This window comes from Mycobacterium sp. DL (genome assembly GCF_039729195.1).
Lineage (GTDB): Bacteria > Actinomycetota > Actinomycetes > Mycobacteriales > Mycobacteriaceae > Mycobacterium > Mycobacterium hippocampi_A.
This window is the reverse complement of record NZ_CP155796.1, coordinates 404740-431221: the sequence shown is the minus strand read 5'-3', so window position 1 is coordinate 431221 and position 26482 is coordinate 404740. Positions and strand designations below refer to the sequence as shown.

General features: G+C 65.9%; 27 protein-coding genes and 2 pseudogenes. 22 read left to right on the top strand and 7 right to left on the bottom strand.

Annotated elements, in window-relative coordinates; genetic code table 11:
• Position 1: 1 nt before the first annotated feature.
• Together ABDC78_RS02050 and ABDC78_RS02045 are read right to left on the bottom strand one after the other, a co-directional pair.
• Positions 2–574: a (2Fe-2S)-binding protein gene (locus ABDC78_RS02050; protein ID WP_178359569.1), complete on the bottom strand. Its 573-nt coding sequence runs from the start codon at positions 572–574 to the stop codon at positions 2–4.
• A gap of 240 nt (positions 575–814) precedes the next feature.
• Complete coding sequence (locus tag ABDC78_RS02045) at positions 815–2362, bottom strand: alpha/beta hydrolase (RefSeq protein WP_178359476.1); 1548 nt, start codon at positions 2360–2362, stop codon at positions 815–817.
• 236 nt (positions 2363–2598) lie between these two features.
• Between ABDC78_RS02045 and ABDC78_RS02040 the strand changes: the two genes are divergently transcribed.
• Together ABDC78_RS02040 and ABDC78_RS02035 are read left to right on the top strand one after the other, a co-directional pair.
• On the top strand, positions 2599–3150 hold the full coding sequence (locus tag ABDC78_RS02040; RefSeq protein ID WP_178359475.1) for a YaeQ family protein: 552 nt from the start codon (positions 2599–2601) through the stop codon (positions 3148–3150).
• 162 nt (positions 3151–3312) lie between these two features.
• Positions 3313–4917, top strand: a complete 1605-nt coding sequence (locus ABDC78_RS02035) for an alkaline phosphatase D family protein (protein ID WP_256736132.1) — start codon at positions 3313–3315, stop codon at positions 4915–4917.
• 6 nt (positions 4918–4923) lie between these two features.
• On the opposite strand, the gene ABDC78_RS02030 is transcribed toward ABDC78_RS02035, so the two are convergent.
• The gene (locus ABDC78_RS02030) at positions 4924–5349 is read right to left on the bottom strand and encodes an Rrf2 family transcriptional regulator (RefSeq protein WP_178359474.1); all 426 of its coding nucleotides are present in this window, start codon (positions 5347–5349) and stop codon (positions 4924–4926) included.
• Between the two features lie 79 nt (positions 5350–5428).
• On the opposite strand from ABDC78_RS02030, the gene ABDC78_RS02025 reads away from it, so the two are divergent.
• Both ABDC78_RS02025 and ABDC78_RS02020 read left to right on the top strand, forming a co-directional pair.
• Positions 5429–6274 carry an SDR family oxidoreductase gene (locus ABDC78_RS02025; protein WP_178359473.1) on the top strand — a complete coding sequence of 282 codons (846 nt, stop codon included), beginning with the start codon at positions 5429–5431 and terminating at the stop codon, positions 6272–6274.
• A 5-nt stretch (positions 6275–6279) separates the two neighbouring features.
• The gene (locus tag ABDC78_RS02020) at positions 6280–7074 is read left to right on the top strand and encodes an MBL fold metallo-hydrolase (RefSeq protein ID WP_178359472.1); all 795 of its coding nucleotides are present in this window, start codon (positions 6280–6282) and stop codon (positions 7072–7074) included.
• 27 nt (positions 7075–7101) lie between these two features.
• Here the strand turns inward: ABDC78_RS02020 and ABDC78_RS02015 are convergent, their stop codons facing one another.
• Positions 7102–8082, bottom strand: a complete 981-nt coding sequence (locus ABDC78_RS02015; RefSeq protein WP_178359471.1) for an NmrA family NAD(P)-binding protein — start codon at positions 8080–8082, stop codon at positions 7102–7104.
• A 98-nt stretch (positions 8083–8180) separates the two neighbouring features.
• On the bottom strand, positions 8181–8969 hold the full coding sequence (locus ABDC78_RS02010; protein WP_178359470.1) for an SDR family oxidoreductase: 789 nt from the start codon (positions 8967–8969) through the stop codon (positions 8181–8183).
• An 80-nt stretch (positions 8970–9049) separates the two neighbouring features.
• Here ABDC78_RS02010 and ABDC78_RS02005 point away from each other — a divergent pair, with 80 nt between their 5' ends.
• Positions 9050–9811 carry a TetR family transcriptional regulator gene (locus tag ABDC78_RS02005; RefSeq protein WP_178359469.1) on the top strand — a complete coding sequence of 254 codons (762 nt, stop codon included), beginning with the start codon at positions 9050–9052 and terminating at the stop codon, positions 9809–9811.
• Positions 9812–10171: 360 nt separating this feature from the next.
• Here ABDC78_RS02005 and ABDC78_RS02000 read toward each other — a convergent pair whose 3' ends face one another.
• The gene (locus ABDC78_RS02000) at positions 10172–11065 is read right to left on the bottom strand and encodes a helix-turn-helix transcriptional regulator (RefSeq protein WP_178359468.1); all 894 of its coding nucleotides are present in this window, start codon (positions 11063–11065) and stop codon (positions 10172–10174) included.
• A gap of 101 nt (positions 11066–11166) precedes the next feature.
• On the opposite strand from ABDC78_RS02000, the gene ABDC78_RS01995 reads away from it, so the two are divergent.
• Together ABDC78_RS01995 and ABDC78_RS01990 are read left to right on the top strand one after the other, a co-directional pair.
• Positions 11167–12051, top strand: a complete 885-nt coding sequence (locus tag ABDC78_RS01995; RefSeq protein ID WP_178359467.1) for an aldo/keto reductase — start codon at positions 11167–11169, stop codon at positions 12049–12051.
• 2 nt (positions 12052–12053) lie between these two features.
• Complete coding sequence (locus tag ABDC78_RS01990) at positions 12054–13043, top strand: aldo/keto reductase (protein WP_178359567.1); 990 nt, start codon at positions 12054–12056, stop codon at positions 13041–13043.
• A gap of 72 nt (positions 13044–13115) precedes the next feature.
• On the opposite strand, the gene ABDC78_RS01985 is transcribed toward ABDC78_RS01990, so the two are convergent.
• Positions 13116–14258: an alpha/beta hydrolase gene (locus ABDC78_RS01985; RefSeq protein WP_256736131.1), complete on the bottom strand. Its 1143-nt coding sequence runs from the start codon at positions 14256–14258 to the stop codon at positions 13116–13118.
• A gap of 157 nt (positions 14259–14415) precedes the next feature.
• On the opposite strand from ABDC78_RS01985, the gene ABDC78_RS01980 reads away from it, so the two are divergent.
• The 15 genes and pseudogenes from ABDC78_RS01980 to ABDC78_RS01910 all read left to right on the top strand — a co-directional run bounded on the left by ABDC78_RS01980 (position 14416) and on the right by ABDC78_RS01910 (position 26433).
• A complete protein-coding gene (locus tag ABDC78_RS01980; protein ID WP_178359466.1) occupies positions 14416–15312 on the top strand; it encodes a helix-turn-helix transcriptional regulator in 897 nt (298 codons plus the stop codon).
• The gene (locus ABDC78_RS01975) at positions 15252–15863 is read left to right on the top strand and encodes a cyclophilin-like fold protein (protein ID WP_306172924.1); all 612 of its coding nucleotides are present in this window, start codon (positions 15252–15254) and stop codon (positions 15861–15863) included. Before ABDC78_RS01980 ends, ABDC78_RS01975 begins: the two co-directional genes overlap by 61 nt.
• Before the next feature lie 45 nt (positions 15864–15908).
• On the top strand, positions 15909–16397 hold the full coding sequence (locus ABDC78_RS01970; protein WP_218620872.1) for a cupin domain-containing protein: 489 nt from the start codon (positions 15909–15911) through the stop codon (positions 16395–16397).
• 134 nt (positions 16398–16531) lie between these two features.
• Positions 16532–16720 carry a carboxymuconolactone decarboxylase family protein gene (locus ABDC78_RS01965; protein WP_218620871.1) on the top strand — a complete coding sequence of 63 codons (189 nt, stop codon included), beginning with the start codon at positions 16532–16534 and terminating at the stop codon, positions 16718–16720.
• 35 nt (positions 16721–16755) lie between these two features.
• Positions 16756–17791 (top strand): annotated as a pseudogene (locus ABDC78_RS01960) (alcohol dehydrogenase catalytic domain-containing protein).
• 173 nt (positions 17792–17964) lie between these two features.
• The gene (locus ABDC78_RS01955) at positions 17965–19203 is read left to right on the top strand and encodes an MFS transporter (RefSeq protein ID WP_178359465.1); all 1239 of its coding nucleotides are present in this window, start codon (positions 17965–17967) and stop codon (positions 19201–19203) included.
• Between the two features lie 262 nt (positions 19204–19465).
• Positions 19466–19681: pseudogene (locus ABDC78_RS01950) on the top strand (hypothetical protein); the annotation flags it as partial.
• A 431-nt stretch (positions 19682–20112) separates the two neighbouring features.
• Positions 20113–20757 carry a CYTH domain-containing protein gene (locus ABDC78_RS01945; RefSeq protein ID WP_178359464.1) on the top strand — a complete coding sequence of 215 codons (645 nt, stop codon included), beginning with the start codon at positions 20113–20115 and terminating at the stop codon, positions 20755–20757.
• Between the two features lie 501 nt (positions 20758–21258).
• Positions 21259–21867, top strand: a complete 609-nt coding sequence (lysE, locus tag ABDC78_RS01940; protein ID WP_347133300.1) for an L-lysine exporter — start codon at positions 21259–21261, stop codon at positions 21865–21867.
• A gap of 46 nt (positions 21868–21913) precedes the next feature.
• On the top strand, positions 21914–22471 hold the full coding sequence (locus ABDC78_RS01935; protein ID WP_347133299.1) for a hypothetical protein: 558 nt from the start codon (positions 21914–21916) through the stop codon (positions 22469–22471).
• A 54-nt stretch (positions 22472–22525) separates the two neighbouring features.
• Positions 22526–23485, top strand: a complete 960-nt coding sequence (locus ABDC78_RS01930; protein WP_178356750.1) for an ABC transporter substrate-binding protein — start codon at positions 22526–22528, stop codon at positions 23483–23485.
• Positions 23486–23497: 12 nt separating this feature from the next.
• The gene (locus ABDC78_RS01925; protein WP_178356751.1) at positions 23498–24187 is read left to right on the top strand and encodes a queuosine precursor transporter; all 690 of its coding nucleotides are present in this window, start codon (positions 23498–23500) and stop codon (positions 24185–24187) included.
• Positions 24188–24273: 86 nt separating this feature from the next.
• Positions 24274–24951 carry an allophanate hydrolase subunit 1 gene (locus tag ABDC78_RS01920; protein WP_178356752.1) on the top strand — a complete coding sequence of 226 codons (678 nt, stop codon included), beginning with the start codon at positions 24274–24276 and terminating at the stop codon, positions 24949–24951.
• Positions 24951–25847, top strand: a complete 897-nt coding sequence (locus ABDC78_RS01915; RefSeq protein WP_178356753.1) for a 5-oxoprolinase/urea amidolyase family protein — start codon at positions 24951–24953, stop codon at positions 25845–25847. The genes ABDC78_RS01920 and ABDC78_RS01915 overlap by 1 nt, the downstream gene beginning before the upstream one ends.
• Before the next feature lie 43 nt (positions 25848–25890).
• A complete protein-coding gene (locus ABDC78_RS01910; protein WP_347133298.1) occupies positions 25891–26433 on the top strand; it encodes a GNAT family N-acetyltransferase in 543 nt (180 codons plus the stop codon).
• Positions 26434–26482: the final 49 nt, after the last annotated feature.

Sequence of the window (26482 nt, the reverse complement as noted above, 5' to 3'; positions counted from 1 at the left end):
GTCACGCCTGCCTGGCTGCCGCGGCGACGGCGGTGACGATGTTGGAATAGGCCCCGCAGCGACAGATGTTGCCGCTCATCCACTCTTGGATCTCGGCGTCTGAACCGGTGTGTCCTTCGGCGATGCATCCCAGACCCGACATGATCTGGCCCGGCGTGCAGTAGCCGCACTGCAGTCCGTCGTGGTCGATGAATGCCTGTTGCAGTGGATGCAGCCGATCACCGTCGGCGACGCCTTCGATCGTGGTGATCTCGGCGCCGTCGTGCATGACCGCCAGCGTCAGGCAGGAGACGATCCGTTGGTTGTCGACAAGGATCGTGCATGCGCCACAGGCGCCTTGGTCGCAGCCCTTCTTCGTACCGGTCAGTCCGATCCGGTCACGCAGCATGTCCAGCAGCGATGTCCTGGTGTCAACGGAGACGTCGTGTTCCTCGCCGTTGACGGTCAAACGCACTGTCGCAGAGGCCGTGTCGGTCTCATCAACGGAGTCCGATGCGCATCCGGCGAACAGCGGGAGGCTGGCGACGGCGCCGCCGACAACAACCGTCGTTCCGACGAAGGCGCGCCGGTTCATTCGAAACGGACACGCGTGCGGCGGTTCGGTCTGGGCGTCATCGATGTCGGTCACAGCGACGTTCCTTCTGCAGAGTGCTTTGGTGGGTTGTGATGACAAGCACGCCGCGGGAGCGAACTATTCCGATGTCATCCGAACCCATGGCCCAGGGTAGGTACGTAGCCGCCGCCCAGGGTGGCCCTGATACTCCCCCTCTCCGAATCGGTCTCTGTTCAGCCATGTTTGGCTCAGCGGCGCCAACTACAGGGTGCAGCGAGCGTTGTCGGGCGGGATCTGCAGGTCGATCAGGTAGTCGGAGACGGCTTCGTCGACGCACTCGCTCTGCCCGAACAGTGCGACGCCGTGCTGACTGCCCTCCACGGTCAACAGACTCCCGCCCAGCAGCCGGGCCATGTTGATCCCGCCCTGGTGCGGGGTCCCCGGGTCACCGGTGACCGAGACCGTCAACGTGGGCGGCAGGTCGACGCCGCCGGTCAGCCAGGGCAGTGATCGGCTCACCGGTTCCGGCCAGGCCTCGCATTCGTAGTGCGCCTGCTCCACCGGCCCACCGGGGTCGAGGAACGGGGCGGCCTGCCGCGCCTGCCGGGACAGCTCGGTGTTCTCCTCTGCGGTGCGCCGCGGGTTGTCCATGCACCGGATCGCGAGGTTCGCGTCCACATGCAGCCCGCCGCCGTATCTCCCGTCGGGACCTCGCCCGAGCGCGGCGTCCCGCAGGTCCAGCAGTACCTCGCCGCGGCCGGCAGCGAGCTCGGCGAGTCCCTGGGTGATGATCGGCCACTGGGCCTCGGCGAACAGCGCGGTCGATACGCCCTGGACGGCGTCGTCGTAGGTCAGCTCGCGGCCGTCGGCCGTGGGCACCGGGCGGTCCTGCAGGGGTCGCACGAGTCCTTGGAACGTGTCGGTAGCTCGAGCAGGGTCGGTGCCCAGCGGGCAGTTCGGCGACGCGGCACACTGCTCGGCTAGCTCGTCGAACGCCGTCTGCCACGCCGCGAACTGCGACAGTCGGAACTCGGCCTCGGTCTTCTCCGGGTCGACGGCGCCGTCGATCACCATCGCCCGCAGGTTCTGCGGGAACGCCTCGGCGTACATCGCCCCCAGCTCACTGCCGTAGCTGTAGCCGAGGTAGGACAGCTTCTCGTCGCCCAGCACCGCGCGCATCACATCCATGTCTCGCACGACGTTGTGGCTGCCGACGCTGGTCAGGGCGTCGGCGCCGCCGGTGCCCTCGGTGCAGCGCTGCGCGACATCGCGCGCCTCCTCGGCGTCGCCGACGTCGAAGAGATAGGGCTCGGGGATCTCACCCCGATCTGTCTCCGCGTCGGTGTAGCACTGCACCTGCGGCGTGGACGCGCCCACACCCCGCGGGTCGAAACCGATCACGTCGAACCGTTCACCGACCGGGCCGTGCTCCCACACCGGACCCAGCAGAGCGACGATGTTCATCCCCGACCCACCGGGACCGCCGGGGTTGACCAAGAGCGATCCGATCTTCTCCCCGCGGGCCTTTGCCCGCAGTAGCGCGACCTCCCCGCGCGGCCCCTCGGGATCGGCGTAGTCCAGCGGGACCTGCACCCGCGCGCAGTCGAACCGTTCGTCGGCGAAAGTCTGCTCGTCGGCCGCTGAGGTCGCATACAGGGCGCACGGCTCGAACACCAGCTCCTGGCCGTAGAACTCTGCCAGCTCGTCGGTTTCGGGCGCGGACTCCGACTGCGGCGCCGGCGAGCCACAGGCACCGACGAGTACCAGCGACGCTGCGCACAGGGCCAGCGCCGAGCGGCGACGGAACATGGGTCTCCTCGAATCGATCGGGTCGGTGGTATCGCCGAGAGCTGATTCAACTCTCGGCCGACAACCAGCAGCCCACACCATGCCGCGACGGCAGGGTCAAACGACGTGGATCACCCCGGCGGGTTCACACTGTTCCGGAAGAAGGTGGCAAGCCTGTCGAACGGGATGAGGTCTACGCGGTCGTAGAGGTCGACGTGTCCCGCGCCCGGGAACGTCACCAGGGTGGACACTATGACGTGGCCCTTTCTGCAACAGTGTTCAAAGTCGAACTCAGCGTCTCCGATGTCGATCACGGTTACTACGCCGATCACACGCTGACCGTGGCCCGTCATCCCAGTGAGACCGATGAGCGGATGGTGGTGCGGTTGTTGGCGTTTGGTCTGCGCGCACACCGGCTCAGCGACGTCGACGGTGAGTTGGCGTTCGGGGCGGGCCTGTCCACCCCGGGGGTGCCCGACCTACGGCTCGCCGACTATACGGGCCGGATCCTGGAGTGGATCAACGTCGGCCAGCCTGATGAACGCGCCTTGGGCAAGGCGGCCAGCCAGGCCGACCAGGTGTGGCTGTTCCCGTTCGCCGCCGGCGTGGCCACCTGGTGGCGCACCGTCGGCCCCAAAGTGGTGGGGCTGCCGAACCTGTCTGTGGTGCAGATACCGCACACACCGGTGCAGCAACTGGCCCAGACCGTTGACCGACGGTTTTCGGCGCAGGTGATGGTGATGGAAGGTCAGGTGACGATGACCGTAGGCGGTGTCGACGTCACCTTCACCCCCGAGCCGATGGAGTGAACGTCTGAGCCAGAGGCGGTTGGCCTCATCACCGCCGCCGGCATTGCGAGCTGGGGCAACCGACACGTCGATGCAGTCCGTTGGAGTGCGTGATACCCGTCGTTTGCCCTCTAGCTACCGGTGTTAACCGTCGCGTCGCCGGCTTCCCGCATGCTGGCCAGCATGGCACCCGCCGATCACCGACCGATGATTCCCCGACGTACCGTCCTACGTGCGTCGTTGGCCAGCGCATTGCTCGTCCCCGCGGCGGCAGCGCTGCAGGCCTGCGGCACGCCGGGCAACGGCGGGCCACCGACGAGCACCGGGCTGGTGGCCAACCGTCCCCGCCTGACCCACGGTGTCGCCAGCGGTGACCCGCGGACCGATGGTGCGCTAGTGTGGGCCCGCTCCGATTCCCCGGCCCGCATGATCGTCGAAACCTCTGCCACCGAGTCGTTCTCGAACCCGGTCCGCATCAATGGACCGCAGCTGACCCCGGCGTCCGACGGCACCGGGCAGGTGCGAGTCACCGGCCTCGAGCCGGGGCAGACGGTGCATTACCGCGTGACCCTGGAGGGCGAGGACGGTGCCACTTCGGAGCCCGCAGTCGGGGTATTCAACTCCGTCCCCGCACAACCCAAGGACATCAAGTTCGTCTGGTCCGGCGATGTCGTAGGCCAGGGATGGGGCATCAACCGGCAAGACGGAATGGCGATCTTCGGCGCGATGGCTGACCGCCGACCGGACTTCTTCGTGCACTCCGGCGACGCCATCTACGCCGACGGCCCGGTACCCGAGACGCAGAGGCAAAACGACGGCGGCATGTACGCCAACGTCACGGCTCCGGCCAAGGACCACGTGGCCCAGACGCTGGACGACTTCCGCGGCAACTATGCCTACAACCTCACTGACGAGCACTACCGGCGGTTCAATGCCACAGTCCCGCAGCTCATTCAGTGGGACGACCACGAAGTGGTGAACAACTGGTTCCCCGGGGAGTCACTGGCCGGTCAGAACCGCAAGGGCTACACCGAAACCGGCGCCGACAAACTCGCCGGCTACGCGTATCAGGCCTGGCGCGAGTGGCAGCCCATCGAGCCGTCGGAGGCCGTCGACGGACGGCTGCATCGCAAGATCGCCTACGGCCCGCTACTCGACGTCTTCGTTCTCGACATGCGGTCGTACAAGAACCCGAACCCGCAGGCGTGGTCACAATCCGACGACGCCGGCGTACTGGGGCGTGAACAGACGCAATGGCTGATCGACGGGTTGAAGAACTCGACAGCGGTATGGAAGGTGGTCGCCAACGACCTACCGATCAGCATCGTCGTCCCAGACGCGGCCACCGACCCCGTCGGCGGGCCCAAGTCGATGGAGGCTGTCGCCCAGGGTGAGAACGGGCGCCCACTGGGCCGCGAAATCGCTTTCTCCCGCATCTTTTCCGAGGCCAAGGAGGTGCGGAACATCGTGTACCTCACAGCCGACGTGCACTACACCGCGGCGATCTCCTACCACCCGGAACAAGCTGGCTTCACCGACTTCACACCGTTCTGGGAGTTCGTGTCCGGGCCGCTGAACGCGGGAGCGTTCCCACAGAGCCCCCTCGACGGCACCTTCGGTGCACGCTACGAGTTCGTCCACGCGCCCGAGGACAAGGACACCTCCCCGGCCCAGGGCTTCCAACATTTCGGCGAAGTCACCATCGACTCGGACTCTCAGGCGATGACGGTCAACCTGTGCGATGCGTCCGGAAAGTCCTTGTACTCCAAGGAGTTATCACCGGTCTAGCGCGGCTCATTTCCGGGCCGCGTCACCGACGAGCTGGTCGATCGTCGTGGCGCTCAGCCGCTCGTCGATCGCGTGCGCGATGTCATGCTCGATGTCGACGAGCGACTGCGCGATCGCGCGCCCCACTGAACACGAGGGGTTGGGGGCGTGGATCCCCAGTGCGGGCTCATCTGGCTGCACCAAACGCCGGACTTCGGCCAGCGTGAGCGTTGCGGGGTCGCGTTGCAGCGTCCACCCACCGTTCTTGCCTGCAGTCGAGTCGACGATTCCGGCCGCCCGCAGAGGAACCATCACGCGACGGATGTACTCGGGGCTGGTGTTCACGCTGCCCGAGAGTTCCGGAGACCCGACGGGGGCCCCGTCGGGAATCCCCGCGAGATAGGTGAGCACGTGGACGGCCACGGCGAAGTGAGTGGTGATCGGCGCGGGCATGTATCGAGTTTGACATACCGCGATCAGTCTCATTACGTTATTACCGTAACCAGACTGATTGCATTAAGGAGCGGCACGCATGATTGTGGGAGTCACCGGCGCATCAGGCACCCTCGGACGTCTCGTCGCCGACGGTCTGCTGGACGTCGTCGATCCCGCCGACGTCGTCCTGACGACACGCAATCCGAGTGCGTTGGCCGGATACGCGGCCCTTGGCGTGGACGTCCGCTACGCAGACTTCAACGAACGCGCCACACTGGACGGCGCCTTCGGCGGCATCGACCGACTGCTCCTGATATCGGCCGACAACATCGGGAGCAGAGTTTCCGGTCAGCTCGCAGCAATCGACACCGCCACGCGCGTGGGCGTATCGCACATCGCGTACACCTCCATTCCCCGCCCGGAATCGGACAATCCCGCGATCGTCGCACCCGACCACCGCGCCACCGAGCAAGCCCTCCGGTCGTCCGGCATGCAATGGACGGCGTTGCGCAACAACCTGTATGCGGACCTGCAACTGGGGGTGATCGAGCGAGCACGGGCCACCGGCACGTTGATCACCAACGCAGGCGACGGGGGCGCTGCCTACGTCACGCGCCGCGACTGCGCGGCAGCAGCCGTCGGCGTGTTGACCGGAGACGTCGATGCCAATGTCGCGTTCGACGTCACCGGCCCCCGTCCCGTCACCGCGCAGGACATCGCCGCGCTGGCAGGGAGCCACGTCGAGGTCGTAGGTGTCGACGACGACGCCTACGCCGCAGAACTGCGCGGATCCGGACTCCCCGCCGACGTGGTGCAGTTACTGACGTCGATGGGCGCTGCCACCCGCAGAGGCTTCCTGGCAGACGTGAGCGACGCCGTGGCCCGGCTCAGTGGTCGGCCGGCAACGCCGCTGGAAGCCTTGCTAGCGCACGAAAGGGATTGATCGGTATGCGAATTCGACATCTCGCCTGGGCAGGAATCGAGATCCACGCCGACGGCCACGCGCTGGTCGTGGACTACGTCCGCGACTTCCCACTGCTCACCCAGACCGCGGGGACCGAAGCCTACGCCGCTCACTCGATACCCGCACTGGCCGCGCTGGTGACGCACTTGCACGAGGACCACACGGACGTCGGGGCGATCGAGTCGGCGGTGGGTCCACGAGGAATCCTGTTGCGGCCAGCGCCCTTTGCGGGGACTGGCGACGAGGCCCCGTTCACCGAACCGAATGAGGACCGCCTGGCCGCAAGCACTCTCGACGTCCGCGTCGTCGAGGAATGGCAGCGCGTCGAATTCGGTCCCTTCAACGTGACCGCCGTCCCGGCCGTCGATGGGCTGGGTGATCCCCAGCTGAACTGGGTGATCGAAGCCGACGGTCGGCGGATACTGCACGGCGGCGACACCCTCTTCCACGGGCTGTGGTGGCTCATCGCGCGGCGACTCGGCCCGATCGACGTTGCCGTGCTGCCGATCAACGGGGCCATCGTGCAGGCACCGCACTTGACCCCGCCAAGCCGAGTTGCAGCCGTACTCACCCCGGATCAAGCAGTCCGGGCGGCCGCCATACTCGGTGCCCACACGGTGATGCCGATTCACTTCGGGGTGCATCAGCCGCCCGAGTACGTCGAAGTGCCGGACGCACGGGCTCGACTCGCCGAAGCCGCCGCACGCGACTCCCTGGCCGTAACCAATCTCGAACCGGGTGAATCCTACGAAGTCCGCGGGCCTGTCACGCATGATTAGCCCGACGCGTCGCCGGATGCGGCCCCCTTACCGCGTGGCCATCCCTTGCTGTGCTGCGATACGGCGCGCGAACTGCTCGTAACCGGTTGCGGGCCTGGGCGACACCTTCGGAAGGTCATCGAAGTCGCCGGCGGGGAGTCCGTGCACGTCGTAGTACGCCATCATCTTGACGTAGGTGTCCTGGGCATCGGCCGGCCAGCTGCGGAACCCTCGAGCGTTCGGCGCAGCGCGGAGTCCTCGAACGATGTTCGGGAAGGAACGCAGCTTGCTCGACAACAGCGACCGGGCGATCGGAGCACTGAAGGGTCCGACGGCCGCGAGTGGTTGCGTCAACGTCTGCGGTGGTAGTCGGATGGCGGTCATCGGGTGGCCGAGCACTCGACTCCAGATGCGCGCCATGTCATGGCGGGTGAGTTCTACGGTGGACAGGTCGTAGGTGTTGCCGATGTGGCCGTCGGGGTTGGTCAACACGTTGGCCGCCGCTGCAGCGACGTCGTCGGCGTCGACCACCCCCATGACGCTTTCCGGCGAGGTGGGATACGGAAGCAGTCCAGCACCGAAGAAGTCCCAGAATTCCAGCACATTCTGCATGTAGTGCGAGGGCCGAAGAATCGTCACGTTTAGGCCTGACTCCTCCAGCAGCCCCTCGACGAGCAATTTCTGCCGATGATGGGGCAGTTCGGCGATGGTTGGGTGGATGACGGAGTGGAAGACAATGTGATCCAGTTGTTCGGCTCGGGCCGCCTCGATCAGCCGTTCCGCAACCGGCAGTTCGTCGACGAGCTGAGTCGGCGCAGCGTGATAGATCTGCACCACTCCTCGCAGCGCCTTTTCGAGATCGCCAGGCTGGCGTAGGTCTCCGATCACGACCTCGGCGGCACCGTCAGATCGTGCTCGCTGCGCTTGGTCGTCGTTCTTGACGAAGGCCCGTACACCTTTTCCATTGGCGACGAGCCCGCGGACCAGTGGACGTCCGACACCGCCTGCTGCGCTGGTGACAAGAATCATGATCTGCTCCTAGAAGTAAGCCGTGGTTGATGAGATGCGACGAAGGTTGGCCGTTCGGCTGCGCTTCGACGGCTGCCGGGTGAGCGGCGGGGTCATGCTCATCTGTTGAGAGGGCGTAGTGAGCGCGCCAAGGCGGGCAGCAGAACACGTCGAGGAGCTACCGTCGCCAGTGCCGCCCCTATCGAGTTGCCGACACCTGACACCACCGACGGTGGAGTCCGGCGTCGGTCAAGCGCCTTCAAGCCAGCGGCGACAACCTCGTCTGCGGTTTGAAGTCTGCCCACCACCGTCGCGGTTTCTCCGACCACGTCGAAAAACTCCGTCTGAGTGGGACCGGGCGCGAGAGAAAATACCTTGACACCATGTTGTTTTGCTTCGTACCAGAGGGATTGGGTGAAGTTGAGGACAAAGGCCTTTGACGCCGCGTACACGGCCAGCGTGGGCACAGGCTGGAACGCGGTGGTGCTGGAGATGTTGATGACGGCGCCGTGACGGCGTTGAACCATTGCCGGAAGGAATGTGTGGCAGAGGTCGACTACCGCCCCGACGTCTACTGCCAATACCCGCGCGAAATCACCTGCATCCCCGTCGAGGAACGGCCCTTGAGTGGCGAAGCCGGCGTTGTTGATCAGCAGGTCGATGTCACCGTCGACAAGTTCACGCAATCTATGACCTGGCCGCTCGACTGATAAGTCGAACGAGACACGGGTACAGGTGACTCGATGTTCGGCCTCGAGACGGTCGCCAAGAGTGTCGAGGCGGTCCTGTCGACGTGCCACCAGTACGAGGTCGCAGCCACGCACCGCAAGCGCATTGGCGAAGGCCTCGCCGATTCCTGAACTGGCGCCCGTGATGAGCGCCCGGGAAGCACGGTGTTGGTTGCTCATTGATGTGTCTCCGTCGGACGTCGTTGGCAACTGCTGGATCCGAGCGTCTGCAAAACCCTAATGCGACTATTGCATAGTAGATGCAATCGACGCAATATGCGGCCGCCTCGTACGATCGGCCCATGGGCAACAGGACGCGCCGCAGCGACTCCGAGCGGCAGCAAGCCGTGGCGCGTGTGCTCGCCGGCCAGCGTGCATCGACCGTCGCGCGCGAACTCGGGATCCACCCGGCCACCTTGTACCGGTGGGTAAGTGACGCATCCGGCGTCAGCACCGAGATGATCTCGACGAATCTTCGCCTGCTGCACGCCACCCAGGTGCTCCTGCGGGATCACGACTACGGCCAGATCACCGTGGAGCAAGTTGCCCGACATTGCGGTGTCGCCCTGCGTACGGCGTTTCATCACTTTGCCAACAAGCGTGATCTATTTCGTGCGGCGATCGACGACGCGGCAACCGTTCTGACCGATGCCATGCGACTCCGGTATGAGAGCGTCCTCTGGCCAGACGACCCGCTGCAGCAGCTGAGCTTGTTCCTCCGACTTGCTGCCGAAGCCATCTACGCCACGCCGCCCGCGCACGTGCTGTTCCGTGACCTCGGGGTTCCTCGGTCCGACAGCTTCGCTCTGCGTTGGCACGACACATTTGCGCAGGCCGTGGCACAGCTGCTGAACGCGTCAGCACGCGCCAAGGCGATCAACCCCGACACGGACATCCCTGCAGCGGCCCAGGCCATCACCGGGGCGATGCGCGGGATACACGCCGCAGTATTCGAAGGCTGCGACCCAGCGCAGGCTCTGCGGATCATCGAGCGACTCCACCTCACGGTATCGCCGGGATAATCGGGTTCGCGTTGCCGTAAGGGAATACTCCTGGTGCCGGCGGGAAAGCCGTTGAGCATCAACCGGATTGAACTGGTCAGAGCTTCCCTCGTCTGGATGCCACGCGACCGTGGCGCATACCGCTCCAGAGCCATGCCTCGGTCGCATCTGCAGGTTCTCACCGGGCAAGGCGGACAGCACCAGCTCGGCCTGTGGTGATGTGAAATTCTCACTGCATTGGCGGACAAGCCTTCTCATCTAGATGCCGGATCCTAGAACCTCCGGTTCGTCGCCTTGGAGGACTCGAGCTTTGTCAGGGGCATGGAGTTAGTGGTCGACGGCAGCACCTCAGCGGCTTGGTGAGAGACAACTGAAGAGCATCTAGCCTTTGGTCGCGGCCCGTTCGGTGGCAAGGCCATCCTGGCTGGCTGCCCACGAGGCCAGCAGCTTGAGCCCGTCGGCAGTGGGCGTGTTCGCCGGCGCGGTATAGATATTGAGCTGAAGTCCGGGGTCGCCGGGCAGCGGCATCGCCTCGAAGTCCAGATCGAGCTGGCCGACGGCGGGGTGCCGTAGGCGCTTCTGCCCGGACCGGTGGAAGCGCACATCCTGAGATGCCCACTGCTTGCGGAACAGCTCACTGCGCGTGGAGAGTTCACCGACCAGAGCGATCAGGTCCTCGTCGTGTGGATTCTGACCGGCCTCCATCCGCAGCATCGCGGCGGCGTCGCGGGCGATCTTGTCGTAGTCGACGAAGAAGTTCTCGGCAGCTTCGGGATTCAAGTAGACGAACCGCGCGGTGTTCGCGGGCCGACGCGGGTCGGCGAGCACCGGGGCGTAGAGGGCGCGAGCCAGCTGGTTCATCGCGAGCACGTCATGGCGGCCGTTGCGGATCCACGCCGGCGCATCGCTGATGGCATCGAGGACTTGTTGCAGGGCGGGACGGACCGTCCCCAGAGTCTTGCGCCTACGGCGGCCGCCTCCCGCGCCCGACGCCCTGGCGAGCGCATAGAGGTGCTCGCGCTCCGCCTCGTCGAGTTGCAGCGCAGAGGCGAGCGCATCCAGGACGCTGTCCGAGGCACCGGCCAGATTGCCGCGCTCCATGCGGACGTAGTAGTCCACGGACACCCCGGCCAACATCGCGACTTCTTCACGCCGCAGCCCCTTGACGCGACGGTTCCCGCCGTACGCGGGGAGTCCGGCCTGTTCAGGGCTGATCCGGGCGCGCCGCGAACCCAGGAACTCGCGCACCTCGCTGTGGGGGTCCATCGCGGTCATACCTCCACCGTAGGCACGCCGGCTCGCCACTGGGAGGTACTCCCAATACCCCGCTGATCAGGCACTCCCACGCTCCGCCGGTGAGGCCTACCGTCGAGAGCATGAGCATTCCCACCTTCACCCTCAACAACGGCGTCGAGATACCCGTCCTCGGGTTCGGCGTCTTCCAGACCGCACCGGAGGAGACCATCGCCGCCGTCGAGACGGCACTGGAGACCGGTTACCGCCACATCGACACCGCAGCGGCCTACGGCAACGAGCGCGAAGTCGGCGAGGCCATCCGCCGGTCCGGGCTGGCCCGCGAGGATCTCTTCATCGAGACCAAGGTCTGGATCACCGACTTCGGCTACGACCCGACGCTGCATGCGTTCGACAAGGCCGTCGGCAAGCTGGGCGTCGAACAGCTCGACCTGCTGATCCTGCACCAGGCGTTGCCCGGCGAGTTCCAGCTCACCGTCGGCGCATACAAGGCGCTGGAGAAGCTGTACGCCGACGGCAAGGTCCGCGCCATCGGCGTCTCCAACTTCATGCCTCCCCACCTCGACACGCTGCTGACCGAGACCGAGATTGTGCCCGCGATCAACCAGATCGAGGTGCACCCGTACTTCCGCCAGTCCGAACTTCTGGCGTATGACGATCAGCACGGCATCCTCAATCAGGCCTGGGCACCGATCGGTGGCATCACGTTCTACCGCGAGGGTCCGCACACCTCAACACTGGAGAATCCGGTGATCGGTGAGATCGCCGCGGCGCACGGGAAGACGCCGGCGCAAGTGATGTTGCGGTGGCACCTGCAGCAAGGCCGTCAGGTGATCCCGAAGTCCGTGACGCCGTCCCGGATCGTCGAGAATTTCGACGTCTTCGACTTCGACCTGAGCACCGAGCAACTGGCCGCGATCGATGCGCTGGACACCGGCATCCGCGGCGGCCCGGAACCCGAGGACATCACCCGCAAGAACTACGGCATCACGATCCCGGAGGCATGAGCATGCATACCCGCACACTGGGCCAGGGACTGGAGGTCTCGGCCATCGGACTCGGCGCCATGGGGATGTCGCAGAGCTACGGCCCCAACCCCGGCGACCGCGACGACATGATCGGCGTGCTGCGTTACGCGGTCGACGAGGCCGGCGTCACGTTCTTCGACACCGCGGAGGTCTATGGGCCTTACGTCAACGAGGAACTCGTCGGTGAGGCATTGGCGCCGCTGCGCGACCGGGTGGTGATCGCCACCAAGTTCGGCTGGAACATCGCCGACGGCAAGATGGTGGGTACCGACTCGCGCCCCGAGCAGATCAGGCGGGTGGCCGATGCATCGTTGAAGCGGCTGCGGACCGACGTGATCGACCTGTTCTACCAGCACCGGGTCGACCCGAACGTACCGATCGAAGACGTCGCCGGCACGGTCGCCGAACTCGTGCAGGCGGGGAAAGTCCGGCATTTCGGGCTCTCTGAAGCCGGGGCCGCGACCATCCGCCGCGCACACGCCGTGCACCCCGTCAGTGCGGTGCAGAGCGAGTACTCGTTGTGGACCCGCGATCCCGAGCCTGAGGTGTTACCCACGTGCGCGCAGCTCGGAATCGGATTCGTGCCGTTCAGTCCGCTCGGCAAGGGATTCCTCACCGGAACAGTCTCGAACGCAACCGAATTCGCCGCGGGTGACGTTCGGACGACCATTCCGCGCTTCGCCGCCGACAACATCGGCGCCAACGAAACGCTGGTCAACCACGTGCGCACCCTCGCCGAGGCCAAGGGCACCAGCCCGGGCCAGATCGCGCTCGCGTGGCTGCTGGCCCAGCAGCCATGGATCGTACCCATCCCCGGCACCCGCCGACGTGGGCGTATCGACGAGAACGCGGGTGCCACACAGGTCGCGCTCTCGGCTGACGACGTCGCCGATCTCGACGCTCTGGCCGCACGGGTCGGAGTGCAGGGTGACCGGTACAACCCCACCGGCATGGCAATGGTGGGCCTCTGATGACCGCAGTGTGGCCTGCGGCGGGATGACACTCCTTGCGTTCTGCTCAGCCGGTCGGTTCCGACACGGCGGTCACCCCTGCGGGTTCAAGCTGTTCTGGAAGAAGGTGGCAAGCGTGTCGAACGGGATGAGGTCGACCCTGTCGTAGAGGTCGACGTGGCCCGCGCCGGGGATCGTCACCAGTTGCTTGGGTTCGGCGGCGAGTTGGTAGGCCTGGTCGCTGAACTCGCGGGAGTGGGCCTGATCGCCGGTGATGAACAGCATCGGCCGCGGGGAGATCGTCTCGATGTCTTCGAACGGGTAGAAGTTCATGAATCGCACGTTGCTGCTCAGAGTCGGCTGAGTGCTGGTGCCAAGGCTGTTGCCGCGGGCGGTGCGGTAGAAATCGTAGAATTCGCGGTCGATCGGCGTCGACTGTTCGGTGAGCTCAAACGGTGTGCCGCCGATGTATTCGATTTCACCGCCGGCGAATTCGACATCGCGCTGCTCAGCTGCCTGAGCGAGGGCGTGCTGTCGCTGTTCGGGGGTCATCGAGCCGCGTAGGCCATTGCGGTTGACGCCGCCCATGTCGTACATGCTCACGGTGGCCACGGCCTTGATCCGCGGGTCGATCTTGGCGGCACTGATGACAAAACTTCCGCTGCCGCAGACGCCGAGCGCACCGATACGTTCAGGATCGACGAAAGACTGGGTGCGCAGGTAATCGACGGCGGCACTGAAGTCCTCGGTGTAGACGTCGGGGGCCACCAGGTTGCGGGGCTCACCTTCACTCTCACCCCAGTACGACAGATCCAGGGACAGCGTGACGAAGCCCCGCTCGGCGAGCTTGGTGGCGTAGAGGTTCGCGCTCTGCTCCTTGACCGCTCCCATCGGGTGTCCGACGACCATCGCCGGATTCGTCGTGTTGCGGTCCATGTCGTTGGGCACGAACAGATTTCCGGTCACGTTCATTCGGTACTGGTTTTTGAACGTCACCTTCTCCACGGTGACCTGATCACTGGTGTAGAAGTTGTCGGCACCGTTGGACGTGTCCCCGGCGGGGAGGCTGGTCGCTGGTTGAGTCGGCGACGGCGACGACGTTGCGGTGTTGCGTTCCGCAGGCGCACACGCCGCGGTGGCCAGTACACCCAGCGCGACCGCGCTGCCGGCCACTTTCATCAGTGCGCGACGGCGGTTGCCTGCCGGTCGATTGCTGGTCTCCAGTGCCATGTTCATTCAAGTTCTCCTGAGTGGTTCGTACGGAAGGACCGGCTGCCATAGCCGTCGCCATGAAATTCAGGAAACACGGTCGCTCGATGGACTGGGAGTGCCTGAGGAAGGGTGTACCGACAGTGCATCCCATACCGGCGAATGCCCTCGTACCGTGGTCGATATGAACAACCGAGCCGAGGTCCGCGAGTTCCTGATGTCGCGGCGGGCGAAGATCACGCCGCAGCAGGCGGGCTTACCCGAGTTCGGCAATCGCCGAGTCCCGGGACTGCGCCGCGGGGAGGTCGCCTCACTTGCCGGCGTCAGCATCGAGTACTACAGCAAGCTCGAACGCGGCAGCCTCGCCGGTGTTTCGGCGTCCATCCTCGATGCCATCGCCCGCGCGCTACAACTCGACGACGCCGAACGGGCCCATCTGTTTCACCTGGCGCACGCCGCCGACGGCACCAGCGCGGGCATGCGCCCACGACGGCGCCCGGCCAAGCGATGGACCCCGCGTCCGAGTTTGCAGTGGGCTCTGGACAAGTTCACAGCTCCAGCCATCGTCCGCAACGGACGGATGGACCTGCTGGCGGTCAATCATCTCGGCCGCGGTATGCACTCGTCGTTGTACGACAGCGATCCCGCCAGTCCCCCGAACTTCGCGCGTTTCACCTTCCTGCACGAGGATTCGCGTCGCTTCTACCCGCACTGGGACGAGGCCGCCGACATCTGCGTGGCCATCCTGCGCACCGAGGCGGGCCGTGATCCGCACGACGGCCAGCTTCAGGATCTGGTGGGCGAATTGTCGACCCGCAGCGAGGATTTCCGGCGCCGTTGGGGCGCACACGACGTCCGCACTCACGGCGCGGGAGCCAAGTCGTTCCACCACGACGTCGTCGGCGACCTGGAGTTGTTCTACGAAAGCGTCGACATGATCTCCGATCCGGGGCTGACGCTGACACTTTATGTCGCCGAACCCGCCTCGCCGACTGCGCACGCGCTTGATCTGCTTGCGTCATGGACCACCGAGAAGTTGCCCGGCGCTACCGACGTCGAAGAAATCCGGAGGTTGACATGAGACTGCCGGCTCGGCATCAAGGCCGATGGCCGACCGTCCTGCGCACCGCCGCGATCGTTCACGTCGCATGTAGCGCAATGGTGTTGACATCGTGCGGTGGTCAAGCGGAACGCGACGAGACCCCCTCTGCCACAGCGGCTGATACCGGCACAGCAGAAAGATCGGCGGCGCCGATAAGTGCCGCACCCGACACTGCACCGCAATTTCGGGTCGCCATCGGTGACACCGAGCTGAGGGGACGCCTCTTCGACAACGCCACCGCCCGAGATTTCGCGTCGCAGCTGCCGATGACACTGAGTTTCAGTGATCTGCACGGTCTGGAGAAGGGTGCGCCGCTGCCCCGCAAACTGTCGGCGGACGGCATGCCGTCGGGCGATGACCCACAGATCGGCGATCTGGGCTATTGGGCACCCAGCGGCAACCTGGTGCTGTACTACGGCGATGTCGGCTACTGGAACGGCATCATGCGCATCGGCCACTTCGACGGGGACATGCAGGCCGTCGCCGATCAGTCCGCCGATTTCGACGCGAGAATCGAGCTCATTCAGTAGAGCTGCAGGCTCCACGACGATGACCCACGACGAAGGAGAAAGATGATGAGGCAATCATTGACGACAGCCGCGCTCGTTGCAGCGGCGCTGCCGCTGAGCGTGTTCGGCGCGGGCTCTGCTGGAGCCGACGGGGAGCGCATGGACATCTCACGCGAGGAGACCCGCCCAGCGACGCCCGGGCCTGTCGAGACGTTCACCGGGCAGGTCAGCGTCAAGCCCCTCTTCGGCACCGTCGACGGACGCAACAGCAGTGCGGCGGAGGTGACGTTCAGCCCGAGCGCGCGCAGTGCGTGGCACACCCATCCCGCCGGCCAGACCTTGATCGTCACGGCCGGCACCGGCTTGGTTCAGGAGTGGGGACAGCCCAAGCAGCAGCTCCGTCCGGGCGACGTGGTGTGGACGCCGGCGGGTGTGAAGCACTGGCACGGCGCCACGGAATCCTCAGTATTGACCCACATTGCCGTCCAGGAACAGGTCGACGGAAGTGCCGTCGATTGGCTTGAGCATGTCTCCGACGAGCAGTACCAGAATTAGAACAGGATCTCGACCGATGAAAATGCCCAAGTGGATTCTCGTGGCTGCGGCGATGACGTCGGCCTCGGTGTGGGCCACCGGGCGAACTGTGCCAGCAGCCCGGCCTCTCGGTCGGTGACCGCAGGGTCGTCGCCGTGGCCGCACTGATCGCCCGCAACCAATCTATCGACATGGCAGCACAATTCGCGTGCGCCTTGGACAACGGCGTCACTGCGGCCGAACTGTCGGAGATCATCACCCACTTGGCTTTCTACGCGGGATGGCCGACCGTGTTCTCCGCGCTACCTGTCTTCAAGGACGTCTTCGCGACCCAACCACGCTGAAACAAGCGCGGTCGGCCATCTGAAAGGAAATGATCATGCGCGCGACCCTCATGTACGGCGCCGGCGACGTCCGGATCGAGAATGTCACCGATTCGGCGCTGAAGCAGCCCACCGATGCACTGGTGCGTATCACCGCGTCCTGCATCTGCGGCAGCGACCTGCACCCCTACTCGTCAATGGACCCCGGCAACGGTCCCGCTCGGATGGGCCATGAATTCATCGGCGTGGTCGAGGACACCGGCGCTGAGGTGAGTACTGTCAAGAAGGGCGACCTCGTCGTCTCGCCGTTCTCGGTGTCGGACAATACCTGTCAGTTCTGCCGCGAGGGCCTGCAGACGGCCTGCAGCGATCCGGCCGCTACCTTCTGGGACAACATCTCCGACGAAGGCGCACAGGCCGAGGCGATCCGCGTTCCCCTGGCTGACGGCACGCTGGTCAAGTTGCCGGTCGCGGCGGACTCGGCGCTCATGCCGTCGCTCCTCGCTTTGTCCGGGCACCGGCTACCACGCCGCTGCCATGGGTGGCGTCAACGAACGCACCCGCGTCGCAGTGATCGGCGACGGCGCGGTGGGCCTGAAGGCAGTGCTTTCGGCCAAACGCCTCGGGGCCGAGCAGATAATCCTCATGGGCCGCCACAAGCAGCGCACAGATCTCGGAGGCGAGTACGGCGCCACCGACATTGTTTCCGCTCGGGGCGACGAAGGCATCGCTGAGGTCCGCGAACTGACCGGGGGTGACGGTGTCCACGTCGTCCTCGAGGCCGTCGGGCACATGCCCGCCTACGAACAGGCCGTCGGGATCGTCCGAGCCGGCGGGGTGATCAGCCGCGTCGGAGTCCCCCAATACGAGGACGCGCCAGTGGGATTCGCCAGTCTCTTCGGACGCAACATCCGACTGGCCGGAGGGCCCGCACCGGCCCGCGCCTACATCGAAGAGCTGCTACCCGACATCCTCGATGGCACCATCGACCCGGGCAAGGTCTTCGACACCACCATCGGAATAGATGGCGTCCCTGCCGGATACCGGGACATGGCTGATCGTAAGAGCCTGAAGGTTCTCATCAAACCCTGATAGGCCATCCGGCCAGGGCGCGCTCGTGTCGTCCCGTTCGCCAAAAGGGTTCCCTGTCAGTACATGTAAAACCCAGCACTCCCATCCGACATCGGCCACGGCTTGAATAAGACCGACAGCCATCGCCGTGCCGAACTAACAAGACGGCACCGCGCGACCCGACCCGGAGTCTGATGATCAACTCAACTGCCACCGATACGATTGCGCCCGAACAGGACAACGCCCGCCTACCGTCGGGCGCTCTGCTGATCCTGGCGCTGATGGGGTTCGTCCTCATCGCGTCGGAAACCATGCCGGCCGGGCTTCTTCCGCAGATCGCCGCGGGCATGAACATCGCTGAAGCCACCGCGGGGCAGCTGGTCAGCGCGTACGCATTGGGCACCGTGATAGCAGCGATTCCGACCACCGCCGCGACTCGCGGACTGAGGCGCAAACCCCTTGCTGTTTTCGGCATGCTCGGAATCTTTGCCGCCAATGTCGTGACCGCGATATCCCCGGACATCCTGCTGTCGCTCGGGGTGAGATTGTTCGCCGGCGCATGCTCGGGTCTGCTGTGGGGCATCCTTGCGGGTTACGCCCGGCGAATCAGCCCGCCCGAGCACGCCGGACGCGCGTTGGCGATCGCATCGATTGGAGTCCCGGCAGGCCTGGCTTTCGGTACGCCGCTGGGGTCGTGGATCGGATCGACATGGGGTTGGCGATACTCGTTCGTGGTGCTCGCGGCCATCGCGCTCGCCGCGGTCATCCTCACCGTGGTGTGGGTGCCAGACGCTGCTGGTCAGCGCGCCACGTCGCAGATGCCCGTGATGAAGGTTTTCACCCTGCCCGGCGTGGCGCTGATCCTGGTGGTGATCTTCGCGTGGATGTTGGCGCACAACACCTTCTACACCTACATCGCTTCCTATCTGAGGTTCGCCGATGTCGGACTCACAACTCAGATGGCTCTGGTCACCTTCGGTGTCGCCGCCATCGCCGGCGTGTGGGCCACGGGTCTGCTGATCGACCGCGCACTCCGGATGTTGGTTCTGACCAGCATCGCTTCGTTCGTCGTCGCCGGTGTCATCTTCGCGGTCGCGCACCAATCGTTGGTGGCCGTGTTGACCGCCATCGTGCTCTGGGGCGTGGCATTCGGAGGCGCGGCCACACAGCTACAGACAGCGATGGCCGAGTCGAGCGGCGAGAACGCCGACGTCGCCAATTCACTTGTCGGAGTGGCATTCAACACCGCCATCTTCGCCGGTGGTGTCGCCGGGGCGGTGTTGATCACTGTCGACGACGGACTCGGATTGCCCACCGTCATGATCGCGCTCGCTCTCGTCGCCTTTTTCGTGGCACTGGTTGGCCGCAGGTCGGCCTTCCCAGCCCGACGGAACTCGGACCAGGCGGTTACCACGAGCGACAAAGCTAACTGATCATAGTTGGCCGTACCGCTACACACCCGCGGCAGGACCGCATGTCCCACAGCCGCCGCTAGCTGCAAATACCGTCGTCTTGTTCGCGAACGATGCGGGCGTGACCTTGGATCATCACTCCACGGATGTCTGCCATGCTCGAGCCGTCTTCGAGCATGACACTCGGCTTGGGTTGCGCTCGACGTTGGCGACTTTGCGCGTCGCGTCCCGCACGCCCATGACGAGTCGCGGCCGAAGCGGAGTACGACCGGGGCACCGCGTCGGACCCAAGGTGGCTGTGCCGCCGAACCTCTCTGTGCTGCAGTTACCGCACGAGCCGGTGCAGCAGCTGGCTCAGCGCGTCGATCGGCGGGTCTCGGCGCAGGTGATGGTGATAGAAGGTCAGGTGATGAGCAGTGTCATTGCAGTCAGGATCACCGCGGCCCAGCCGTTGACCACCGCGCCATCGTTCCCGACGGCGAGACCTGCTGCACCGTAAATGTTTTCATCACCAACGGCACCCTGATCGATTCACCTGAGAACTACTACCGATGACTTCCTCGTAGTCGTCGCGAGCACGAACCGGACGCCGCGATTGACCTTCGCTGTGAGCCCATGGTGACCTTCCTTGATTCCGCCGGCAGCTGATCGTCCGTGGCCTGACAATTCCATGGAGAGCTCCGATGACCGGTGTGCGGCGGCCATGCCGGGGGCGCCCATCCGCGGAGCAGGACGGCGCGGTCGAGGCGCGAATCCTCGGTGCCGCCGCCGACCTGTCCTCGGACACATCATCTTCCGCTGCGACGTGCTCACGATGACCACTCAGACCTACGTGTGCCAGGGCTGGGTTGGGCGTCGCAGCCTGCGCCACCACGGCGGATACCGCCCGGCCTGCGGACCAATGATGCACCCGGGGGCTAACGTCGGAATGTGTCTGAGTCCAACTCCGGTGATTTCGAGTTCGAGCGAAAGTTCTACGTCCGCGACGTACCCGCCGTCACCGCGTTCGATCCGCGGCCCGCGCTGATCGTGCAGGCCTACCTGTTCGCCGCAGACGGCTATGCGGTTCGCGTCCGCCTGCAGGGCCCTGCTCCCATCGAACTGGACGCTTCACTCCCAGATCTCGTCAGCGCACTCGGCGGAGTGGACGCCGACGCGATTGGAACCATGACGGCCAAAGGGCCGGCCGTCGGCGGGACGCGCTACGAAGCCGAACGCGAACTCGACCCGACGGTCGCCGGTCAGATCGTCTCCCGCTCCGAGCATGTCGTCACCAAGGTGCGGTACTCCGTTTGGCTGGGCGAGGACGGCTGGATCGTCGATCGGTTCCTGGGCCGCAACGCGCCCCTGCTGTTAGCCGAGGTCGAGCGCAACGCCCCGGTGGTCGATCTCACGATCCCCGACTTTTGTGCCACTGAGGTATCTGAGGACGACCGATTCCGCAACGAGTATCTCGCTCACAGGCCGTTCGGCGACTGGGCCGATGGGTACTGCGATGAGCTGCAAAAGGTGGGGCCTCGGTTCGTGGAGACCCTCGGCCATAACGAAGTGGAAGGCTCCGAGAGGCAACCGTGATGCTCACCGAAATGTAATTCCCCTCGAACAGTTCGGGTCTGCCGACCGCGGCGAGGACAATATCGGGCTCAGCGACGATCTGACCGCCCTCGACAGTGCGACAAGTTGCGCCAGGCAACAAAACAGATTGACCCCAGCTCTGCACCGCCACCGACCGATCGACTGTACCGACGAACGGTCATGTCTCCGTCCTGTACCTCGCTGCAAGCCTGCACCTTTGCCGAGTCGGTAACCGACCGCCAGCAACGAAATCGTCGCTGATCGTAAAAGCCCAAACCTCCTATCTTCGCCGCGGTACAGCACTCAACCGTCCGAGTCGTCCGCCTTCTACCAATGGACTGCACGCAGAAGCTGAGACGATGAACTGAGCAGCCAATTGAGTTCAGCGCGGTGGCCACGCAAGGCAGCCCTGAGCGGTAGTGACGACTGCATTAAATTTTCTTAACCACAGCAAGAATAATTAGCTGTACTGTTCCGTCGGCCATCCTTAGCGTTGCTGACGTGAACACCGCCTACCTCGTCGTGCTGACCGGCTTCGCCACCACGATGGCACTCATCGCGGCCATCGGCGCGCAGAACGCCTTCGTGCTGCGCCAAGGCATCCGCGGCGAACACGTCATGCCCGTTGTCGCCCTGTGCACGGTGTCCGACCTGGTGTTGATCTTCGTCGGGATCGCCGGCTTCGGCGCACTCATCGCGGCGCACCCCGATGTCGTCACCGTGGCGAAGGTCGGTGGCGTCATCTTCCTGGTCGGCTACGGCCTGCTCGCCGCCCGGCGCGCGATGAAGCCCGGGACCCTGACACCATCCGACGCAGCGCCCGCCCGACTGGGCGGCGTCCTGGCCACCTGCCTGGCTCTGACTTTCCTCAACCCGCACGTCTACCTCGACACCGTCATCCTGCTGGGCGCGCTGGCCAACGAGCACCAGGACGGCCGCTGGCTCTTCGGCGTCGGCGCGGTCGCCGCGAGTGCGATGTGGTTCACCGGGTTGGGGTTCGGCGCCAAGAAGCTCAGCCGGTTCTTCGCAACCCCCAGGACGTGGCGCATTCTCGACGGGCTGATCGCGGCGATGATGATCGCGCTGGGCATCGGCCTGGCGCTGAGCTGAGCCCGAAAAGTAACGCCTGTGCGCTCAACCCGATAGCCTTCGTACTATGGCCGCCACGTCCCGTATCAAGACCATCGTCATCGGCGCGTTTGTGGCCGGAGGCGCTCTGGCCCTCGCCGGCCAGGCCGGTGCGCAACCCGCACCCGTCGATCCCGCGCTGCCGCCCGCCCCGGGTGTCGCCGCACCGGTGCCCGGCGCACCCGGTCCCGCGCCCGCGCCCAACCAGGTCTTCACCTACACCCCCGTCGCAGAGGGTGGCGCAATCCCAGGCCCGGCGCCGGCACCTCCGCCCCCGCCCGGAACCGCGCCCTACATTGCTCCCGTCCCGAACGGCGACTTCAACAACACCGGCCAGATGAGCTTCCTGCGGGAACTGTGGAACATGCGCGGTACCCAAGAGCTCTACGACACGCTCTACCCGTCGCAGATGGACCCAGCGATGGCCGAGGCGATGGGCGTGCGGCAGATGCCGATGCTGCCACCGGGAGAGCTCCCGCCCGGTGTCGTCTCCCCCGCACCGCCCCCCGGTGCACCCGCAGCCCCGGCACCCGCGCCCCCGCCGGTGTGGCCGCCGGCAGGCATGGTTCCGATCCCCGTTCCGTAAGGAGCGAAGACCGCCGACGCGGCGGCAGCGCTTTCCGATAACTAAGCTCGCGACATGCCCTTGATGGCGTCGTGGCGCCAACTTCTGACGATGACTGCCGCGGTAGCACTGCTGGTGGCCGGCTGCGGATCCGACGAGCCCGGCACCGTCGCAGACGACGGGTCGGTGACCGTCACCCACGTATTCGGCGAGACTCGGGTCCCCGCCCCGCCGACACGGGTCGTCAGTGCCGGCTTGACCGATGCCGACGACCTGCTGGCCCTCGGCGTCGTCCCGATCGCGGTGACCGACTGGTTCGGCGCCGAACCGTTCGGCGTCTGGCCGTGGGCGTTCCCCCGCCTGGGCGACGCCCAACCAGTGGTGCTCTACCTGACCGACGGGGTGCCGATCGACCAGATCGCCGGGTTGCGGCCCGACCTGATCGTGGCCACCGATGCCGGCCTCGACCAGGACACCTACACGCGACTGTCGGCCGTCGCACCCACGATCGCGCAGTCCGGGCGTAACGCGTTCTTCGAACCGTGGCGAGACCAGGCCACGGCCATCGGCCAGGCGGTGTTCCGCCACGACGACATGCAGACGCTCATCGCCGACGTCGACGCGCAGTTCGCCGCGGTCAAGGAGGCCAACCCGCAGTTCGCCGACAAGACGGTGCTGCTGCTCGAGGGCACCCTGTTCCGGGACAGCGTGCAGGTTCAGGGCCCTGACTGGCGGCATGAGTTCCTCACCCAGATGGGACTGACCGTCATGGCACCCGACCAGGAGTTGATCCCGCGCGACGACATGGCCGCGGTCCTCGACTCCGCCGACGTCATCATCTGGACCACCGAGAGCGACGAGGAACAGGCCGCTCTGCTGGCCGACCCCACGATCGCCGGTCTGTCCGCGACCGCCGAGCAGCGCCACGTCTTCACCGGCAAGGAACTCGCCGGGGCGATCGCCTACGCCTCGACGCTGTCCTACCCGGTGGTTGCCGAGAGGTTGCCGCAGATGATCGCTGCGGCGCTGGGCTGATCTAATGTCCCGGTGACAAGCGAGACCACCGACCCCGACACCCACGCCGCTTTCGCCCGCGTCGGGTCGGCCTACTATCCGGTGCTCGTCGCCGTCTTCACTGCGCTGGTGATCGTCTCCAACCTGACCGCGACCAAAGGCGTCGAATTCGGGCCGATCATCACCGACGGCGGCTTCATCGTCTTCCCGCTGACCTACGTGATCGGCGACGTGCTCTCCGAGGTGTACGGATTCAAGGCCGCCCGCCGGGCCATCTTCACCGGCTTCGCGATGAACATCCTTGCCGCCCTTGCGCTCTGGGTGACGATCTATCTTCCAGCCGCGGACTTCTACGAAAACCAGGAGCATTTCGAGAACATCGCGCACTCCTACACCGGTCTGATCATCGCCGGGCTTGCCGGCTTCATCGTCGGGCAGACCCTCAATGCGTGGTCGCTGGTGCTGATCAAGGAACGCACCAAGGAGAAGCACCTGTGGGCGCGCCTGGTCGGGTCGACCTTCATCGGGCAACTCGGCGACACCATCGTGTTCTGCGCGATCGCTGCCAGCGTCATCGGCATCACCAGTTTCGGCGACTTCGTCACCTACACCGCCCAGGGCTGGCTGTACAAAACCGTCATCGAGGTCGCGCTGCTGCCGATCACCTACCGCGTGATCGCCTACATCAAGCGCCGGGAACCGACCTATCAGCCCGCAGTGTGAGCAGGCATTAAGGCTGCTCTGGCAAGGATCGAAGAGGTTCCGGCGATCGATGGCCGGTAAAGCTACTCAGCGGTAGCTTTGGTTCCATGAGCCTGACATCGAATGTGACGGCGACGATGCGCACCGACGGCGCGAGCAGCATCCTGGACTACGGTGACCGCGCCCTGCTTCTGGAGTTCGACAGCACCGCTGAGGTTCTGGCGTGGACCGATGCCCTGCGGGCGGCGGAATTGCCCGGCGTGGTGGACATCGTCCCCGCCGCGCGCACGGTCCTGGTGAAGCTGGCGGAGTCCCGGTATCTGGCACCGACACGGCAGCGGATCGCCCAGGTCAGGCCCAGCCGCGACGCGATCGCCGAATCAGCCGCACCTGCCGACGGTCAGGCCGACGTGGTCATCGACGTCGTCTATGACGGTGAGGATCTCGACGAGGTGGCCCGGCTGACCGGACTGAGCGCCGACGAGGTCGTCGCGGGGCACACCGGACGTCCCTGGCGCGTCGGATTCAGTGGCTTTGCACCGGGATTCGGCTACCTGGTGGGCGGTGACGAGCGTCTCGTCGTCCCCCGGAGGTCGGACCCGCGCACCAAGGTGCCCGTCGGAGCGGTCGGGCTCGCCGGCGAGTTCAGCGGCGTCTACCCCCGAGAATCGCCCGGCGGCTGGCAGCTGATCGGGCGCACCTCGGCGGTGCTGTGGGACGTCGACCGGGACAACCCCGCGCTGCTGACCCCCGGTATGTGGGTGCAGTTCCAGGCGGTGCGCTGATGAGCGCCGTGACGCTGGAGATCCTGCAGACCGGCCCGTTGGCCCTGCTCGAGGATCTCGGTCGACCGGGGCTGTCACACATGGGTGTCACGCGCTCCGGGGCGGCCGACCGACGCGCACACACGCTGGCGAACCGGCTTGTCGCCAATCCGGGTGACGTGGCGACGGTGGAGGTGACGCTCGGCGGGTTCACCGCACGGGTGCACGGCGGCGGCAAGGACGGCGTGGCGATCGCGGTCACCGGTGCCGACACCGACCCCGCCGTCGACGGGGTTCCGTTCGGCACCAACAGCATTCACCACGCACAGGACGGCGAGGTGATCTCCCTCGGGGCACCGCATTCCGGGCTGCGCTCGTATCTGGCGGTACGCGGCGGCTTCGACGTGGCACCGGTGCTGGGGTCGCGCAGCTACGACGTGATGTCCGCGATCGGTCCACTGCCGCTGCGGGTAGGTGATGTGCTGCCGGTCGGCGAGCACACCGACGACTTCCCCGAACTCGACCAGGCGCCGGTGGCCGCCATCGCCGACGACGTGCTCGAGCTCATGGTGGTGCCCGGACCGCGGGACGACTGGTTCGTCGACCCGGACATCCTGGTGCGCACCAACTGGCAGGTCACCAACCGCAGCGACCGGGTCGGCATCCGACTCGTGGGCATGCCGCTGGAGTACCGCCAGCCGGACCGGCAACTGCCCAGCGAGGGCGCGACCCGCGGCGCCATCCAGGTTCCACCGAACGGTTTCCCGGTCATCCTGGGCCCCGACCACCCGGTGACCGGGGGCTATCCGGTGATCGGCGTGGTGGTCGACGACGACATCGACGAGCTCGCCCAGGCCCGCCCCGGCCAGACGGTGCGGTTGCACTGGTCGCGGCCCCGACGGCCGTTCGAGGACTGACCCGGAGGTACCGCGGCGCGGCCCGCGCTGGTAGACCGGAAGGGTGCGTGCCCGCCTCGTCCACACCTCCGATCTCGACGACGAAACTCGCGAACATGCCCGATTGATGGTCATCGACGCGTTCGACGGCACGTTCACCGACGCCGACTGGGAGCACACGCTCGGCGGAATGCACGCGGTGATCTGCCAGCGTGGCGCCCTGATCGGGCACGCGGCGGTCGTGCAGCGTCGGCTTCTGTACGGCGACACCGCGCTGCGGTGCGGTTACGTCGAGGGCGTCGCGGTGCGCGAAGACCACCGCGGTCAGGGTCTCGGGGCGGCGCTGATGGATGCCGCCGAGCAGGTCATTCGCGGCGGCTACCACCTCGGTGCGCTCAGCGCGAGCGACCTGGGTAGGCCGCTGTACGCGGCCAGGGGATGGCTGCCCTGGGAGGGGCCGACGTCGGTGCTGGCACCGGATGGCCGCACCCGCACACCCGACGACGACGGGTCGCTGCTGGTGCTGCCCGCCGAACTGCCGGCAGCCGTGACGCTCGACCCGGGCGCCCCGATCGCATGCGACTGGCGCGACGGCGACGTCTGGTGAGCTCACAGCGAGAACACAGATGCGGTGAGCGGAAGTTCATCGTCTGAGC